Origin of the sequence: Methylorubrum subtropicum (genome assembly GCF_038442325.1) — a bacterium.
In the GTDB taxonomy this organism is placed as follows: Bacteria; Pseudomonadota; Alphaproteobacteria; order Rhizobiales; family Beijerinckiaceae; genus Methylobacterium; species Methylobacterium subtropicum.
Genome location: NZ_JBBXMW010000016.1, coordinates 90,983 through 107,224, shown reverse-complemented (window position 1 = coordinate 107,224; position 16,242 = coordinate 90,983). Strand labels below are relative to the sequence as shown.

Here is a 16,242-nt window from a genome sequence, read left to right as displayed (position 1 = left end):
GGGCGGCGTCCTCCGACGAGGGCGCGGCACCGGGCGCGGAAGGGGGGACGGTCACTTCTCCCGGAAGGCCCGGGCGACCTGATCGGCGAACGGCTTGGTGACGTAGGAGAGGACCGTGCGGGGTTGCGTCTGCACGAAGACCTCCACCGGCATGCCGGGTTGGACCTTCACGTCCCCGAGCCGGGCGAGCTGCTCCTCCGGCACCGCGACGCGGGTGGTGTAGTAGGGCTGCCCGGTCTTCGGGTCGGTGGTGACGTCGGCCGAGATCATCGCCACGCGGCCCTCGATCTCCGGCGTCGTGCGCTGGTTGAGCGCCGAGAACCGCAGGATCGCCCGCTGGCCCGGATGGGTCTGGTCGCGCTCCTGCGGCGGCAGCCGCGCCTCGACGGTGAGGCGGTCCTGCGCCGGCACGATCCGCATCAGCGTCTCGCCCGCCGCGATGACGCCGCCCACGGTGTGGACGGACAGCCCATCGACCACGCCGTCCTGCGGCGCGCGGATCTCGACCCGGTCGAGCCCGTCCTGCGCCGAGACCTTGCGCTCCACGAGTTCCGCGACGCGGTTCCACGTGTCGCTCAGCTCCTGGCCGACCTTGGTGCGCAGATCCTGATCGAGCTGGATCAGCTGCAGCCGCGTCTCGCTGATGCGCCCGCGGGTCTGCGCCACCTCGGAGGTGAGCGCGCCGCGCTCGCCGCGGATGCGCACGAGGTCGCGCTCCAAAGCCGTCACCCGCTGGATCGGGATCAGCTTCTTCTCCCACAGCTCGCGCACGCCCTTGATCTCGCTCTCGATCAGCTCGACCTCGCGGCCCTTGGCCTCGATCTGCTCGGACAGGCCTTTGACCTGCTCCTGCCCTTGCGCGATCCGTTCGGTGAGCTGCGCCTTCTGGCCGTCGAGGGCGGCGCGCCGGATCGCGATCAGCTCCTCCTCCGCCCGCATGACCCGGACGGCCTCCGCCTCGTCCTTTCGGGCCAGGAGTTCGTCCGGGAAGGTGATCTTTTCAGCCCCCGCCTGCTCGGCCTGGAGCCGGGCGCGGCGGGCCAAGGCCTCGTCGAGCGCCTTCGAGACGATGGCGAAGTTCGCCCGCAGCAGGGTCGCGTCGAGGCGCACCAGCACGTCGCCGGCATGGACCGTGCTGCCGTCGCGCACCCGCAGCGCGCCGACGACGCCGCCGGAGGGGTGCTGGACCTTCTTGACCTGCGACTCGACGACGAGGAGCCCGGAGGTGACGACTGCGCCGGAGAACTCGACCCGCGTCGCCCACAGGCCGAGGCCGAAGACGAGCGCGGCGAGCCCCGCCGAGGCGGCCAGGACGTGCGAGCGCAGCCGCCGCGCGGTGGCCGGGCTGAGCCCGTCCGATGCGGGCGAGGAGAAGGGCAAGGGCAAGGGGAACGTGCCGAGACCGATCACGAGGCGGCTCCCACGGCTTGCGGCTGGGGTGCGGGCGGCGTGGGCGGGACCGCTTTGAGGGTGTGGGCGAAGATCGCCTCCTTCGGCCCGACGGTGAGCATGCGTCCCTCGCCCATCACCAGCACGCGATCGACGGCGGCAAGCGCGCTCGGGCGGTGGGCGACGACGACGACGATCCCGCCGCGGCGGCGCACCGCCATCAGGGCGTCGGTGAGCGCCTGCTCGCCCTCGCCGTCGAGGTTCGAGTTCGGCTCGTCCAGCACCACGAGGAACGGGTCGTCGAACAGGGCGCGGGCAAGGGCGATGCGCTGACGCTGCCCGGCCGAGAGGTCGGTGCCGCGCGCGCCGATCCGGGTCTGGTAGCCGGACGGCAGCGCCTGGATCATCGCGTGGACGTTGGCGGCTTGGGCTGCCGCGATGATCGCCTCGGCGCTCGCATCCGTGCGGAAGCGGGCGATGTTGGCCGCGACCGTGCCGGGCAGAAGCTCGGATTCCTGGGGCATGTAGCCGACGTGGCGGCCGAGCTGATCCGGGTCCCAATCACCCAGCGCCGAGCCGTCGAGGCGCACCGCGCCGCGGACCGGCGCCCACAGGCCGACGAGCAGGCGGGCGAGGCTCGACTTGCCCGAGGCGCTGGGGCCGACGATGCCGAGGCCCTGTCCGGCTTCCAGCGTGAAGCGGATGTCGGCCGCCGTCAGCCGCGCCGCGCCGGGCGGGGCGACGCCGGCGTTCTCGACCGTGAGCGCGGACCGCGGCGCCGGCAGCGCCATCCGCGGCGGCGCCTCGGGGTGGGCGAGCAGGGCCGACAGGCGCCGGGCGCTCTGGCGGGCCATGGCAAAGCCCTTCCAGTGGCCGATGGCCCCATCGACCGGGGCGAGCGCCCGGGTGGCCAGGATCGAACTCGCCACGATCACGCCGCCGGTGGCGTCGCCGCGCAGCACGAGGCAGGCGCCGAGGCCGAGGACGAGAGACTGGATCAGCATCCGCAGGACGCGGGAGAGAGCGCCGAGGCCGGCGGTCGTGGCGGCGGCGCGCTCCTGATACAGGCGGTGGGGCCGGTTGGCCCGGTCCCAGACGCGGGTCAGCTCCGGCAGCATCCCCATCGCCCGGACGGCCTCGGCGTTGCGGTTGAGGCAGGCGACGACGTGGAGCCGCACGCTGCCCGCCGCCGCCGCCTCCCGCGTGGCCCCGCGCACCGCGAGTTCGGCCGCGAGCGTCAGCCCGATCATCAGGAAGGCGCCGACGAGCACCGCCGCCCCGATCCAGACATGGAACAGGAAGCACAGAGCCAGATAGACCGGCAGCCACGGCAGGTCGAAGAACACGGCCGGCCCGCCGCCGGTGAGGAAGCCGCGGACCTGATCGAGGTCGCGCACGAGCTGCGCCCCGTCGCTGCCGACGGAGGCCTCAGCCGGCCGCAGCACGGTGGCGCGGACGATGCGCTCGCTCAGCGCCTCGTCCACATGGGTGCCGACGGCGAGCAGCAGCCGGCCGCGGATGAGGTCGAACAGGCCGTGGAAGGCGTAGAGCAGGACGATCAGGACGGTGAGCCCCATCAGCGTCGGCAGGCTGTGGCTCGGCAGAACCCGGTCGTAGACCTCCAGCATGTAGAACGAGCCGCCGAGGGCCAAGAGGTTCAGCACGCCGCTCAACAGGCCGACGACGAGGAGCGCGCCGCGGCAGGGGCGGATCGTCTCGATCAGGGCATGGCCGCGGACGCGGTGGAACCCGTGCCCGACCCGGTCGAAGGCCCTGGCGACGCGATCGGATATCCCGTCGCCCATCGGATATGGCGCCCTGATCTGCATGAGCCCTCGTCTGTCGGGATTGGTATTCCCACTATTACGGCGAGAAATACTGAAGTTTTGCTTGGGGATTAACCAAGATCAGCCCCGTGAACTTCGGTTCGGAACATGGCGAGGCTTGGGCTCGGCCGTGGGCGAGGATCGGGATTTCTCGCCAAAATCCCGGCAAAGGCGGCCAAGCCGGCCGTCGCGGGGGCGATAGCCCGAAGGGCTTACACAGCCTTGGCGATTGCGTCGGTGCGGGCCGGACATCGATCATGCCGCCCCGAAATCGGCAGTGCGCCGACGCCGCCTCGGCCGGCGCGAGGACGGCGCTGCCCGTCCGCGCCGGCGGGAAGACGCCATGGTCGAGACCCCGTTCGGCCCGTCGCCGCTCACCGATTCCACGCTCGCCCGCCTCGCCTGCGAGCACCTGCTGAAGGCGGGGTGCCCGGCCCGCACGCTGCTGCGCGCGTCAGGCCTGCCGCTCTCGGTCATGGAGCGGCCGGAAATCGTCGGCGCGGTGCAGCAGGCGAGCTTCCTCGAACGCGCCGCGCGCGAACTCGACGACGACCTGCTCGGCTTCCACCTCGCCGAGGATCTCGACGGCCGGGTGTTCGGGCCGTTCTTCCATCTCCTGGCCTCCTGCGCCGACCTCGGCGAAGCACTCACGAAGCAGGCGCGCTACCTCACCACCGTGAACCGGGCGCTGCGCTGCCACGTGAGCGAGGGCGCCGCGCCGTTCGTCCTCAGCCTCGCCCTGGAGGGCGTGGACCGGGCGCTGGCCGAACAGGAGATGGCGTTCTGGGTCACCTTCGTGGTGCAGATGGCCCGCACCCTGACGACGCTGAACCTCGCGCCGGCGGGCGTGTCCTTCGCGCAAGGGCCCCCGGTCGGCGGCTTCGCCATGGACGATTACTTCCGCTGCGAACCGGTCTTCGGCGCGCCCGCCGACGGCGTGGCCTTCGAGCGGCACCTGCTCGCCCTGCCGCTGATGCGCAGCGACCCCTACCTCAACGCCTTCCTCACCGAGTTCCACGAGGAGCGGCTGGCGCGCGACGTCTCGGCCGCGCCCGCGCTGACGGCCCGCGTCAGCGACGTGCTCACCTCGCTGCTGGCGCAGGGCCAAGCCCGGCTGATGACGGTGGCGGGTGAGTTCGGCATGAGCGCGCGCACCCTCGGGCGGCGGCTGGCGGAGGAGGGCGTGACCTTCCGGGCGATCCTCGACCGCCTGCGCGCCGACCTCGCGACCCGCTACGTGCGGGACACCTCGATGCCGCTGTCCCAGATCGCGTGGCGGCTCGGCTACAAGGACCCGAGCGCCTTCATCGTCGCCTTCAAGCGCTGGACCGGCAAGACCCCCTCGGCCCTGCGGCGGGAATACCGCCCCTGATCATCGCCGGAGGGGCTACCCCTTGCGGGGGAATTGCGAGCCGCACGAACCCCTTGCCACTCTCACGACCGTCGAAGCGGGGCGGCACTCGGCCGATCCGCCGGAACGACGGCTTCAGGAGGCGGCCCCGATGTGCGGAGTGGTCGGCTACGTGGGCGATCCCGGCCCGGAGGAGGGCCTCGCGCTCCTCACCGGCATGGCCGGGGCGCTCCGCCATCGCGGGCCGGACGACGACGGCGCCGTGGTCCTCGACGGCGCCGGCCTGGGCCACACGCGGCTCTCCATCGTCGATCTCGCGGGCGGGCATCAGCCGATGGCGTCGCAGGACGGACAGGTCGTCCTCAGCTTCAACGGCGAGGTGTTCAACTACGTCGAGCTGCGCCGCGAGCTGGAGGCCAGGGGCCGGCGCTTCCGCACGTCCTCCGACACGGAAGTCCTGCTGCGGCTCTACGAGGAATTCGGCCCGGACTGCGTCGAAAAACTTAACGGCGACTTCGCCTTCGCGATCTGGGACGCGCGCCGCCGCCGGATGATGCTGGCCCGCGACCGGGTCGGCGTCCGGCCGCTGTTCCTGACGCGGCAGAACGGCCTCGTCCTGTTCGCCTCGGAGATCAAGGCGCTGCTCACCGTGCCGGGCGTCGCGGCGGAGATCGATCCGGTCGCCCTCGACCAGACCTTCACGCTGTGGGCGCCGATCCCGCCGCGCACCGCCTTCAAGGGCATCGAGGAGCTGCCGCCCGCGCATTGGCTCATCCTCGAGGACGGGCGGGCCAGCCTTCGCCGATACTGGGACCTCGCCTTCCCCCACCGGGACGAGGTGCGGCCGGTCCGTTCGGAGACCGAAATCCGCGCGGAGGTCCGCGTCCTGCTGGAGGACGCGACCGCGATCCGGATGCGCTCGGACGTGCCGGTCGGCGCCTACCTCTCGGGCGGGCTCGATTCCGCGGCGGTGGCGGCGCTCGCCGCGCGCCGGGCGCCCGCGGGGCTGAACACCTTCTCGGTCACCTTCGACTCGCCCGAGCACGACGAGAGCGCGTTCCAGGCCGTGATGGCGACGAGCCTCGGCACCCGCCACCGCGCGGTCGCCTGCGCGGGCGGCGCGATCGCCGACGCCTTTCCCGCCGTCGTCGCCCATGCCGAGCGGCCGATCCTGCGCACCGCCCCCGCGCCGCTGTTCCTGCTGTCGCGGCTCGTGCGCGAGAGCGGCATGAAGGTGGTGCTGACCGGCGAAGGCGCGGACGAGGTGTTCGCCGGCTACGACCTGTTCAAGGAGGCCAAGCTGCGCCGCTTCTGCGCCCGCCAGCCGGCCTCGCCGCGGCGCCCGCTATTGCTGCGCCGGCTCTACCCCTACCTGCCCGGCCTCCAGCAGCAGACGCCGGAATCGCTCGCCGCCTTCTTCGGCCCAGGGCAAGATTCCCTCGACGACCCGCTCCATTCCCACCGCCCGCGCCTGCGCGGGACGGCCGCCGCCAAGCTGTTCTTCGGGGCCGACCTGCGGGCGAGCCTCGGGGGCTACGACGCGGCCGACGAGATGGCCGCCCGCCTGCCCGACGCCTTCCGCCACTGGCACCCGCTGCATCAGGCGCAGTATCTCGAAACCCGCTTCCTGCTGCCGGGCTACATCCTGTCGAGCCAGGGCGACCGGATGGCGATGGCCCACGGCGTCGAGGGCCGCTTCCCCTTCCTCGACCACCGCCTGATCGAGCTGGCCGCGACGATCCCCCCGGAGATGAAGCTCCGGGGCTTGCGCGAAAAGCACATCCTGCGCGAGGCCGTGCGCGACTGCGTGCCGGCCGTGATCCTGGAGCGGCCCAAGCAGCCCTACCGCGCGCCCGACAGCGCCGCCTTCTTCGCCCCCGGCGCGCCCGACACGGTGGGCGGCCTGATGGAGCCGGAGGCCGTGCGCCGCACCGGCCTGTTCAACCCGGCCGCGGTCGCGCGGCTGACCGACAAGTGCCGCGCGGGCCGGAGCGGCGGCTTCCGGGACAACGCCGCCTTCGTCGGCATCCTCTCGACCCAGCTCTGGCACCGCGCCTTCGTCGAGCGCCGGGCGAGCGCGGCGCCCGCGTCGGCCTGCGCGAGCGCCCACTGACCGTTCCGTTCACCCGCACGATTTCGAGGAGGGGAACCCATGCCGGCCGATATCCAAGATCAGGTCCGCGTCTTCGTCGTCGAGACCTTCCTGTTCGGCGACGCCTCGACCGAACTGCCCGAGCATGGCTCGTTCATCGAGCAGGGCATCATCGACTCGACCGGCATCCTCGAACTCGTGGCCTTCGTGGAGGACACGTTCGGCATCGTGGTCGCGGATGCCGAGATCCTGCCGGCCAACTTCGATTCCATCGCCCGCGTCGCCGACTTCGTCGCCCGCAAGCGGACGACGGCGCAGGCCGCGTGAGGAGGGGGCGATGCGCATCGAGACTTATCTCCACGACAGCGCCCGCCGGCTCGGCGGCAAGGTCGCGCTCGTCACCCCTGAGCGGCGGCTGACCTACACGGAACTCGACGCTCTCTCCGACGCGCTGGCGGCGGCGCTCCAGGCCCGCGGCGTCGCGCGCGACGACCGCGTCGTCGTCCAGATGGCCAACGGCTGGCAGGCGGTGGTGGCGCTGTTCGCCGTGCTGAAGGCCGGCGCGGTGTTCAGCCTCGTCAACCCGACGGTCAAGCCGGACAAGCTCGGTTACATCCTGGACAATTGCGAGGCCCGCGCGCTGGTGATCCAGGGATCGCTCGCCACGGCCGCCGCCGACCGGATCGCCGCCGTCCCGAGCCTCGCCGTGACCATCGCGGAGGGCGAGGCCCCCGGCTTCTCCGAGGCCGTGCCCTTCGCCGCCTGCCTGGCGCCGGCCCGACCCCGCCCGCATGGCGGCATCGATTCCGATCTGGCGATGCTGGTCTACACCTCCGGCTCCACCGGCCGGCCCAAGGGCGTGATGATGACCCACCGCAACGTCGATGCGGCGGCGGGCTCGATCACCGCCTACCTGCGCAGCGCCGAGGACGACGTGGTCCTCTCGGTGCTGCCGCTCGCCTTCGATTACGGCCTGTATCAGGTGCTGATGGCGGTCCGCGTCGGGGCCCGGCTCGTGCTGGAGCCGTCGTTTACCTACCCGCAGGCGATCCTGGCGCGGATGCGGGAGGAGGGGGTGACGGCCCTGCCGCTCGTGCCGACCATGGCCGCCCTGCTGCTGCGGCTGCGCTCGATTGAGCCCGGCAGCGTGCCGACCTTGCGCACCCTCACCAACACCGCCGCCGCGCTGCCCGTGCCGCATATCGAGCGGCTGCGGCAGCTGTTTCCCGGGGCGGCGCTCTACTCGATGTACGGCCTGACCGAGTGCAAGCGCTGCACCTACCTGCCGCCCGGGCATCTCGACGGCCGGGCCGGCTCGGTCGGCATCGCGATTCCGAATACGGAAGCCCGGATCGTCGACGAGGACGGGCAACCCGTCCCGCCGCACGTCGTCGGCGAACTGGTGATCCGCGGCCCCCACGTGATGCAGGGCTACTGGCGCGACGAGGCCGCGACCCGCGCCGCACTCCGCCCCGGCTGGAACCCGTGGGAGCGGGTGCTGCACACCGGCGATCTGTTCTTCTCCGACGTCGACGGGTTCCTCTACTTCGTCGGCCGCAAGGACGACATCATCAAGACCCGCGGCGAGAAGGTCGCCCCGAAGGAGGTCGAGGCCGTCCTGCACGCGCTTCCGGGTGTCGCCGAGGCCGTCGTCGTCGGCCTGTCCGATCCCGTGCTCGGGCAATCGATCCTGGCGCTCGTTGTCGCCTCCGACCCGGGCCTGACCGGGGCGGACGTGCTGCGCCACTGCCGCGCGCATCTCGAAGACTTCATGGTCCCGCACGCGGTCGAGTTCCGCTCCGAACTGCCGAAGACCGACACCGGCAAGATCAGCCGCCGGCTCGCCGCCGAAATACTAGAGCCGATGACCTGATTGCATCAGTTCAGCGACTCTAGATTCTTGTTTGCCGCGCATTCTTTCGACGAACCGGTGTCCACTTCGTCGGAATGCGCTTTGAAGGAGGCCTGAGACCATGCATCCGGCCCTGGCCCTGACCGAACCGCCCCCCTTCACGGCGGACGCGCTCCGGCTCGACGCCGAGGCTGCCGTCGCGCAGATCGGCGACAGCCTGCGCCGACAGGTGCGCGGGCGGTTGCGCAAGCGCGGCGTCGTGCTCGGCCTGTCGGGGGGCGTCGATTCGAGCCTGTGCGCGGCGCTCGCCGCCCACGCCTTCGGGCCGGGCCGGGTGCTCGGCCTGATGATGCCCGAGCACGAATCCGACGACGACAGCCTGACGCTCGCCCGACAGGTCGCCGACACGTTCCGCATCCCCTGGCTGATCGAGGCGATCGGCCCGGCGCTCGACGCCATGGGCTGCTACGCGCGGCGCGACGAAGCCATCCGCAGCGTCGTGCCCGAATACGGCGCGGGCTGGACCTCGAAGGTCGTGATCGCCGATCCGCTGGCGGGTGCCGAATACGGCATCTCGTCCCTCGTGGTGCGCGCGCCGGACGGGGAGACGCGCCGGCTGCGGCTGCGGGCGGAGGCGTATCAGGCGCTGATCGCGGCAACCAACATGAAGCAGCGCACCCGAAAGCTGATCGAGTACACCCATGCCGACCGGATGAACTACGCGGTGATCGGCACGCCGAACCGGCTCGAATACGACCAGGGCTTCTTCGTCCGCAACGGCGACGGGGCCGCCGACGTCAAGCCGATCGCCCACCTCTACAAGACGCAGGTCTACCAGCTCGCCCGCCATCTCGGCGTGCCGGACGCGGTGCTGCAGCGACCGCCGACGACGGACACGTGGTCGCTGCCGCAGACGCAGGAGGAATTCTACTTCGCCCTGCCCTGGCCGACGATGGACCTGTGCCTCGCCGGGCTCGCCGCAGGGGCGCCGCCCCCCGAGATCGCCGCCTGCACCGGGCTCACCGAGGCGCAGGTGGCGCGCGTCGCGCAGGACATCGCGGCCAAGCGCCGGGCCACCGCCCCCCTCCACCTGCCGCCGCTCCTCGTCGGGGATTGAGGCACGCACCGCTAGGGGAGGGCCCGTGATGGAACCGGAGAGCCTAGAGTCGGAGCGGGAGCGCGAGCGGACCCGCGCCCGCCGCCTGGAAAAACTGCGCTTCTGGCGCACGGCCTGCGCCGACGGGATGCCGGTGGCGACGCGCCACAACGACGAATCCGAGGCGCCGCCGCTGTTCTTCTTCCACGGCGACTGGGACAACGGCGGCCTCTACATGGCCCGGCTCGCCGCCGAGCTGCCCTGCCCGGTGATCGGGCTCGCCCCCCATCTCGACCCGGTGCCGCCGACGGTATGCGCCATGGCGCAGGACCGGCTGCCCGCGATCCTGGCCGCGCAGCCGGAGGGCCCCTACCGGATCGGCGGCTTCTGCAACGGCGCGCTCGTCGCCTACGAGGCCGCGCGCCTGCTGCTCGCGCAGGGCCGGGCGGTCGAGGTCGTGCTGCTCGTGGCCCCGCCCTCCCTCAATGCGCTGCGGCGCTATCGCGGCCTCCTCGCTTGGGCCGAACGCTGGCTCGGGGCGGGACCGGAGGCGCCGCCCGCACGGCGGCACCGCCTCGTCGTCCTCATGGGGCAGTTGATCAAGCTGTGGCGCCTGAGCGGCTACGCGCTCACCGACATCGAGACCGTCATGGCCCGCAAGCGGCGGCTGCGCGCCTCGGCCCGCGCCCGCCTCGATCCGCGGCAGGTGGGCAAGCAGAACGAGATCGCCGCGGAGGCCGCGATCCTCCATCGCCGCCGGGCGCTGCTCGCAGCCTACGAGGCGGCGGTCTACCCCTACGCGCCCGCGCCGATCCCGGCCCGCCTCGTCGTGTTCGGGACCGGCCTAAACGCGGCGGGCCGCCCGGCCCCCGGCTACGACGCCGCCTACGACGGGCGCGCCTGGGCCGAGCTGTGCCCGCAGGCCGTCTGCGTCCCGGTCGCGGGCGACCACTACACCTGCATCGCCGACCACGTGTCCGATCTCACCCGCGCCATGAGCCTCGCGCTGTGCGCCGGACCGGACCCGGCACGCCGCGGCGCGTGGCACGGGCCGGTGCTGGCGCCCGTGCCGGAACGGGCGCGGTTCTCGGGCTGAGGGCCGAGCGCCGCCACCATGCGAGGGCCGACACGGCCGACATCCGGGGAAGGTTTGCGAAGGTGAGGGGAGCGAAACGATGATCGGCACCGTCGCCGACGAGGCCTATGGGCGCGTGATCCGCCTGCTGCGGGCGGGCGGCCCGCCCTTCGCCGAGGCGCCCCTGAAGCCCGCCGCCGCGCCCGCCCGCGCCGGGCCGGACGACGCGAGGCCGCCGGAGCGCCTCACCGTCGTGCCGAGCACGGCCTCGGCGCCGGAATGGGACGCCTTCGCGCAAGGCTGCGACGCCTCGTTCTGGAGCAGCTGGGGCGGCGCGTGGATGTGGCAGCTCAAGCTGCATGCCGTCTTCCGGCTGCGGCGCTTCGATCTGATCCTGACGATGCCGACGGGGGAGCGCCGCAAGATCGGCCAATGCGCCGTCGGCGTCGGGCGGCGCCTGCGCGTGGTCTCGGACGGGCTCGTCTTGCGCCCGGAACACGCCGACCTCTGGCCCGCCGCGATGGAGGCCCTGCTGCGGCATCTCGGCCCCGGCCGCACCGTCTACGGATCGTTCTGGAGCCTGGAGCCACCGCGCCACGCGGCGATCACGGCGCTGCCGGATATCCGGGTCGTCGCCGTGCGGCGCCTCGTCGTCGAGGCGGTCGATCTGCGGCCGGCCGAGCCCTGGCCCGACTTCCTGCGCCGGATCAGCCGCAACGTCGTGCGCAACGCCAAGAGCTTCGGTCAGGCCCATGCCGGGCGGCGGTTCATCGAGCGGCACGGGGCGCGCTGCCTCACGCTGCTGCCGGCGATGATCGGGCTGCGGGCCCGGATGTACGACCGCAAGCAGGTCGGCTTCAGCCGGACGCGGGCGGTGGTCAACTACGCGCTGCGCGGCCTGCTGCTGCGGCCCTACGTGGCGATGCGGGTGTCGGTGGTGGGGCGCCGTCCCCTCGCCGCCGCCGGCACGGTCGCGTTCGGACCCTCCGTCGCCTTCCTCGACGGCGCCTCGGCCTCGCACCCGGCGGGCGCCGGATGGGACGTCCTGCTCCGCGTCATGGAGGATTCCCACCGCGCCGGCCGCGCCCGCTTCCTCCTCGGCTACACCGACGTGCCGGAGGATTACGCCGGGCCGGCCTGGGAGAGCCCGGTCCGCTACCGCCGGGACTGCCGGGCGCGCGGCATCGAGACCAGCCTGTTCGCCTTCGACTACGCCGTCGCGGGCGGCGGCGACCGCACCCTTCCCCCGATCCTGTTCGAGCGCACCGACCCCTGCTGGACGGGCGAGGCGCGGACCTGACGCGGCGGCCGACGGAGACAGCGACGATGGAACACCTTCATCCCGGGCAAGCCGTCGCCGCGGCCCCGCCCGCTTCCGACACCCCGCCGGCCCGCGGCGAGACACCCCTCTTCGTCGCACGAAAGATCTGCCCGGTCTGCGACTCGGAGCGTCTCGCGACCCTCTACGCGTCGACCTACGACAGCCCCGCGATCCGGGGGCATGTCGAGAGCCATTACCGGCGCCAGGGCCGGGTCGATCACGCCCTGCTGCGGGGCGTCGCGTTCACGATCCTCGAATGCCGGGACTGCGCGCTGATCTTCCAGAAGATGGTCCCGACGCCCGCGATGATGCACCATCTCTACGACCGCTTCATCGATCCGGAGAAGCTCAAAGCCTACGAGCGGTCCCGCCTGACGCTCGACAACCACCACGACGTCGCCGCCCGGCTCGGCCGGCTGCTGCTGCGCATCGGCAAGGAGCCGCGGGACGCGACCCTGCTCGATTTCGGCTTCGGCTACGGCCGCTGGGCGCGGGTCGCGGTGGGGATGGGCATGGACGTGTTCGCCACCGAGATCTCGCCCGAAAAGATCGCCTTCGCCCGCTCCATCGGCGTCACCATCCTCGACGAGGCCGAGCTGGCGCGGCGGCGCTTCGACATCGTCCACACCGAACAGGTGTTCGAGCACCTGACCGAGCCGGCGGCGGTGTTCGCGATGCTGGCGCGCTGCCTCGCCCCCGGCGGCGTGTTGAAGCTGGCGATGCCGCGCCAGGGCCGCATCCGGCAGCTCATCGCCCGCCACGGCTTCATCGATTGGTCGCCCTACGAGCGGGATTTCCGGTGCGGGGCGTTCAACGACTACAACGCGATGTTGCCGCTCGAACACCTGAACGCGTTCTGCCGACGCTCGGTCGAGCTGCTGGCGGATCGCCACGGCCTCGTCGTCGAGACCGGAAGCTACGGCGGCAGCGCCGTCCTCCTCGACGCGGCGGACCGGAACCGCCTCCTCGCCTCCGCCCGGCACTCCGCCCGGCGCCTCCTCAAGGATGTCTACGTCCGGTTCGGGCCGGGGCGCGCCGACACCGGCTGCTACGTGCTCACCCGCAAGCCCTGATCGGCTTTCGATCCGACCGTCCGCGGCGACGGCCGAACCTGACTTGCGCAACCGAAAGTAGATATTCGCGAGCGCGAACACCTATTCTTTCGAGTTATGCATAAAATCCGCCAGATTGATCTGAATCAAATTCCGACAAGAAAAATAACATCAACTGCGCATATTGACACATGAGGCAATCGATACCGTCCAATCCATCATTTGATACTGGGTCATACGATCGATCACTCGAATGATCGCTCCGGCCTAGCCCAATACGCAGTTTAGAACTTGAACAACGTCCGTATCCGACCTCGTACCGCCTGCCGACAAGAAGTCTCCCCTCGACGATTGCAGCACAGGAGGCGAACGTCATGAGCGACAAACCCAGGGCGCCCGCGCCGGCGCGGCGCGGGATCGGGCCGCGGCGACGCGAGCGGGATCCGATCCGCCGGGACGGATGCGGCGTGCTGCTGGCCACGCGCAACGCGATCCTGCGCGAAGGACTGCGCAGCATGATCGCGCAATGCGGCTTCCGCGTCTTCGAGTGTCCGGTCACCGAGCGCGGGCTCACCCTCGACGAGGCGAGCGTGCGGCGATGCCGGATCTTCGTCATCGACGGTTCGGAGGATAGCGATTTCGGCCGCACCCGGGCGTTCGTGGCGCAGATCCGCGAGCGGAACCCGCGCGGGCACATCGTCATCCTGATCCCGCCGCATCCGGCCCATGCCCCCGATCCCGCCCTCGTCGCCGAGGCGAGCGCGATCGTGACCACCGATGTCACCGGCCTCGTGCTCGGCAACCTGCTGCAGCTCGTGTCCGAGAACTACGTGATCCGCTCCGCCGCCATTGCCGTCGCGCCCGATCCGGGCCAAATGCCGATCAACCAAACGCCGATCAACCAAGCGCCGGTCATGCAGGCGCCGATCATCCAGGCGGCGCTCCCGCCGGTCCTGCCGCCGGTCGAGGGGCGGGCGGTCGCGGGCCTGTCGAGCCGCGAGAGCGAGATCCTGCTCCACGTGATCCGCGGCTCCTCGAACAAGGTCATCGCCCGCGCGCTCGGGATCGCCGAGGCCACCGTCAAGATCCACGTCAAGGGCATCTTCCGGAAGATCGGCGTCGCCAACCGGACGCAGGCGGCCTTCCACGTGTTCAACCAGAGCCGGCCCGGCGGCGAGGCGGCGGGCCGGCCGGACGCCGTGAACCACGGCGCCCCGCCCACGAACTGCTTCCCGACCGGGCTGGACATCATCGTGCCGCGCAGCGTGATGCGGTGACGGCACCCAGCGCATGTTCGACTTCGCGCCGTGCCGCGCGCGACTGGACTTGATTCGGGCCGGAGAGTTTTCGACCCGATGCGGCCTGCAACAAATTGATACATGTAAAAATTCGAGCGTCCCGCGCCGTGCCGGGACTTGAATTGAACCGACCGGACACGGAATTCGCGGGGCAAATCCCGAAAAGCTCCACACGACGGCATTGCGCAGGCCAAGAATGGAATTATGATTTCACGATGTCGTGATTTGACGAGCAGGCATTCATTCCGTGCCGGACATCGCGAGGATTGAACGATTCGGCGGGAGGGCCCTGGCGGGCCGCGACCCGCGCCATCGCCGGGGCGACGGGCGGTGACGACGGCCGGGGATCGGGCCGGCGCGGGCCACGGCGAGGCGCCGACGGCGGACGATCTCCGGCGGACACTGGACGAGGCCGGCATCGGCCTCTGGTCGCTCGACATCCCGACCGGCGCGATCACCGTCTCCCCGCGCTGCGCGGCCCTGTTCGGCGCGTCGGTCGAGGGGCTGACCACCTTCGCGCAGGCCCAGGCGCGGGTGCACCCGCAGGACCGGGAGGCGCACGCCGCGGCCATCGCGCGGGCGCTGAGCGAGGGCGGTCGCTACGCGGTCGATGTCCGCGTCCGGCACCCGGACGGGGAGGTCCGCTGGCTGCGCTCGCGCGGGCAGGTGCAGCGCGATGCGGGCGGACGGCCCGCCCGCCACCGCGGCGTCGTCCTCGGCATCGACGCCGAGCGGCGGGTCGAGGCCGACCTGCGCGCCCGCGAGGCGCATCTGCGATCGATCCTCGACACCGTGCCGGACGCCATGGTCGTCATCGACGGGGCCGGCACCGTCCACGCGTTCGGCACGGCGGCCGAGCGCCTGTTCGGCTACCCCGCGGCGCAGGTCATCGGGCGCAACGTCCGCCTGCTGATGCCGGAGCCGATGCGGGCCGAGCACGACGCCCATCTTGCGCGCTACCGCCGGACCGGGGAGCGCCGGATCATCGGCAGCCACCGCGTCGTGGCCGGACGCCGACAGGACGGCACCACCTTCCCGGTGGAGCTGAGCATCGGCGAGATGCGCTCGGGCGACCAGGTGTTCTTCACCGGCTTCATCCGCGACCTGAGCGAGCGCGAGCGGACGCTGGCGCGGCTGCAGGAACTCCAGGCCGAACTGGTCCACGTCTCGCGGCTCAGCGCCATGGGGGCGATGGCCGCGACCCTGGCGCACGAACTGAACCAGCCGCTCGGCGCCATCACCAATTACGCCCGAGGCTGCCGCCGCCTGCTGGCCGAACCGGGCCCGGCCGAGGCCTTGCCCGGCACCGTGGCGCGGGCGCTGGAGGCCCTCGACCGGACCGCCGAGCAGGCATTGCGGGCCGGCGAGATCATCCGGCGCCTGCGCGCCTTCGTGACCCGCGGCGAAACGGAGAAGCGCATCGAGCCGGTCGCCCAACTGATCGAGGATGCGGGCGCGCTGGCGCTCGTCGGCGCGGGCGAGCCCGAGATCGTGACCCGCCTCCGGCTCGATCCGCTGGCCCGATACGTCCTGGCCGACCGGGTGCAGGTGCAGCAGGTGCTGGTCAACCTGATGCGCAACGCCCGCGAGGCGATGCGGCAAAGCCCGCGGCGCGAACTCGCCGTCGCGGTGCGGCGGATGCCGCCGGGCATGGTCGAGATCGCGGTCTCGGATACGGGGCCCGGCCTCCCGCCCGCCTTGGCCGAGCGGCTGTTCCAGCCCTTCGTCACGACGAAGCCGGACGGGATGGGGATCGGGCTCTCGATCTGCAGGACGATCGTCGAGGCCCATGGCGGCCGGATGAGCGGCGAGCGCAACGCGGCGGGCGGGGCCACCTTCCGGCTGACCCTCCAGGCCGCGCCCGCGGGGGAGGGGCCATGAGAGCTGAAC

The 16,242-nt window shown here is 71.9% G+C and carries 12 protein-coding genes; 10 read left to right on the top strand and 2 right to left on the bottom strand.

Features of this window, described 5'->3' with window-relative positions; translation table 11 throughout:
- Window positions 1-51: 51 nt before the first annotated feature.
- Together AAHG03_RS20290 and AAHG03_RS20285 are read right to left on the bottom strand one after the other, a co-directional pair.
- On the bottom strand, window positions 52-1,410 hold the full coding sequence (locus tag AAHG03_RS20290) for an HlyD family type I secretion periplasmic adaptor subunit (protein ID WP_342152775.1): 1,359 nt from the start codon (window positions 1,408-1,410) through the stop codon (window positions 52-54).
- Entirely contained in the window at window positions 1,407-3,194 is a 1,788-nt protein-coding gene (locus tag AAHG03_RS20285) for a type I secretion system permease/ATPase (protein ID WP_342152773.1), read from the bottom strand. The genes AAHG03_RS20290 and AAHG03_RS20285 overlap by 4 nt, the downstream gene beginning before the upstream one ends.
- Window positions 3,195-3,558: 364 nt before the next feature.
- Here AAHG03_RS20285 and AAHG03_RS20280 point away from each other — a divergent pair, with 364 nt between their 5' ends.
- The 10 genes from AAHG03_RS20280 to AAHG03_RS20235 all read left to right on the top strand — a co-directional run bounded on the left by AAHG03_RS20280 (window position 3,559) and on the right by AAHG03_RS20235 (window position 16,233).
- The gene (locus AAHG03_RS20280) at window positions 3,559-4,587 is read left to right on the top strand and encodes an AraC family transcriptional regulator (RefSeq protein ID WP_342152771.1); all 1,029 of its coding nucleotides are present in this window, start codon (window positions 3,559-3,561) and stop codon (window positions 4,585-4,587) included.
- A 130-nt stretch (window positions 4,588-4,717) separates the two neighbouring features.
- Window positions 4,718-6,679, top strand: coding sequence for an asparagine synthase (glutamine-hydrolyzing) (gene asnB / locus AAHG03_RS20275; RefSeq protein WP_342152769.1), 1,962 nt, complete (start codon window positions 4,718-4,720; stop codon window positions 6,677-6,679).
- 39 nt (window positions 6,680-6,718) lie between these two features.
- Window positions 6,719-6,985 carry an acyl carrier protein gene (locus tag AAHG03_RS20270; RefSeq protein WP_342152767.1) on the top strand — a complete coding sequence of 89 codons (267 nt, stop codon included), beginning with the start codon at window positions 6,719-6,721 and terminating at the stop codon, window positions 6,983-6,985.
- Between the two features lie 10 nt (window positions 6,986-6,995).
- The gene (locus tag AAHG03_RS20265; protein WP_342152765.1) at window positions 6,996-8,531 is read left to right on the top strand and encodes a class I adenylate-forming enzyme family protein; all 1,536 of its coding nucleotides are present in this window, start codon (window positions 6,996-6,998) and stop codon (window positions 8,529-8,531) included.
- 100 nt (window positions 8,532-8,631) lie between these two features.
- Entirely contained in the window at window positions 8,632-9,627 is a 996-nt protein-coding gene (gene nadE / locus AAHG03_RS20260) for an NAD(+) synthase (protein WP_342152764.1), read from the top strand.
- 28 nt (window positions 9,628-9,655) lie between these two features.
- Window positions 9,656-10,702, top strand: coding sequence for a thioesterase domain-containing protein (locus tag AAHG03_RS20255; RefSeq protein ID WP_342152763.1), 1,047 nt, complete (start codon window positions 9,656-9,658; stop codon window positions 10,700-10,702).
- 79 nt (window positions 10,703-10,781) lie between these two features.
- Entirely contained in the window at window positions 10,782-11,981 is a 1,200-nt protein-coding gene (locus tag AAHG03_RS20250; protein ID WP_342152762.1) for a hypothetical protein, read from the top strand.
- 26 nt (window positions 11,982-12,007) lie between these two features.
- Window positions 12,008-13,075 (top strand): class I SAM-dependent methyltransferase, encoded by a 1,068-nt coding sequence (locus tag AAHG03_RS20245; RefSeq protein WP_342152761.1) that lies wholly within the window; start codon window positions 12,008-12,010, stop codon window positions 13,073-13,075.
- A gap of 353 nt (window positions 13,076-13,428) precedes the next feature.
- A complete protein-coding gene (locus AAHG03_RS20240; protein WP_342152760.1) occupies window positions 13,429-14,331 on the top strand; it encodes a helix-turn-helix transcriptional regulator in 903 nt (300 codons plus the stop codon).
- A 351-nt stretch (window positions 14,332-14,682) separates the two neighbouring features.
- On the top strand, window positions 14,683-16,233 hold the full coding sequence (locus AAHG03_RS20235; protein WP_342152758.1) for a PAS domain S-box protein: 1,551 nt from the start codon (window positions 14,683-14,685) through the stop codon (window positions 16,231-16,233).
- Window positions 16,234-16,242: the final 9 nt, after the last annotated feature.

Excerpts from the sequence above, each read along its gene's own strand:
- AAHG03_RS20270 (WP_342152767.1), top strand. The coding sequence starts at position 6,719 with ATGCCGGCCGATATCCAAGATCAGGTCCGCGTCTTCGTCGTCGAGACC.
- AAHG03_RS20280 (WP_342152771.1), top strand. The coding sequence starts at position 3,559 with ATGGTCGAGACCCCGTTCGGCCCGTCGCCGCTCACCGATTCCACGCTC.
- AAHG03_RS20265 (WP_342152765.1), top strand. The coding sequence starts at position 6,996 with ATGCGCATCGAGACTTATCTCCACGACAGCGCCCGCCGGCTCGGCGGC.
- AAHG03_RS20240 (WP_342152760.1), top strand. The coding sequence starts at position 13,429 with ATGAGCGACAAACCCAGGGCGCCCGCGCCGGCGCGGCGCGGGATCGGG.
- asnB (WP_342152769.1), top strand. The coding sequence starts at position 4,718 with ATGTGCGGAGTGGTCGGCTACGTGGGCGATCCCGGCCCGGAGGAGGGC.
- AAHG03_RS20285 (WP_342152773.1), bottom strand. The coding sequence starts at position 3,194 with ATGGGCGACGGGATATCCGATCGCGTCGCCAGGGCCTTCGACCGGGTC.
- AAHG03_RS20255 (WP_342152763.1), top strand. The coding sequence starts at position 9,656 with ATGGAACCGGAGAGCCTAGAGTCGGAGCGGGAGCGCGAGCGGACCCGC.
- nadE (WP_342152764.1), top strand. The coding sequence starts at position 8,632 with ATGCATCCGGCCCTGGCCCTGACCGAACCGCCCCCCTTCACGGCGGAC.
- AAHG03_RS20250 (WP_342152762.1), top strand. The coding sequence starts at position 10,782 with ATGATCGGCACCGTCGCCGACGAGGCCTATGGGCGCGTGATCCGCCTG.
- AAHG03_RS20245 (WP_342152761.1), top strand. The coding sequence starts at position 12,008 with ATGGAACACCTTCATCCCGGGCAAGCCGTCGCCGCGGCCCCGCCCGCT.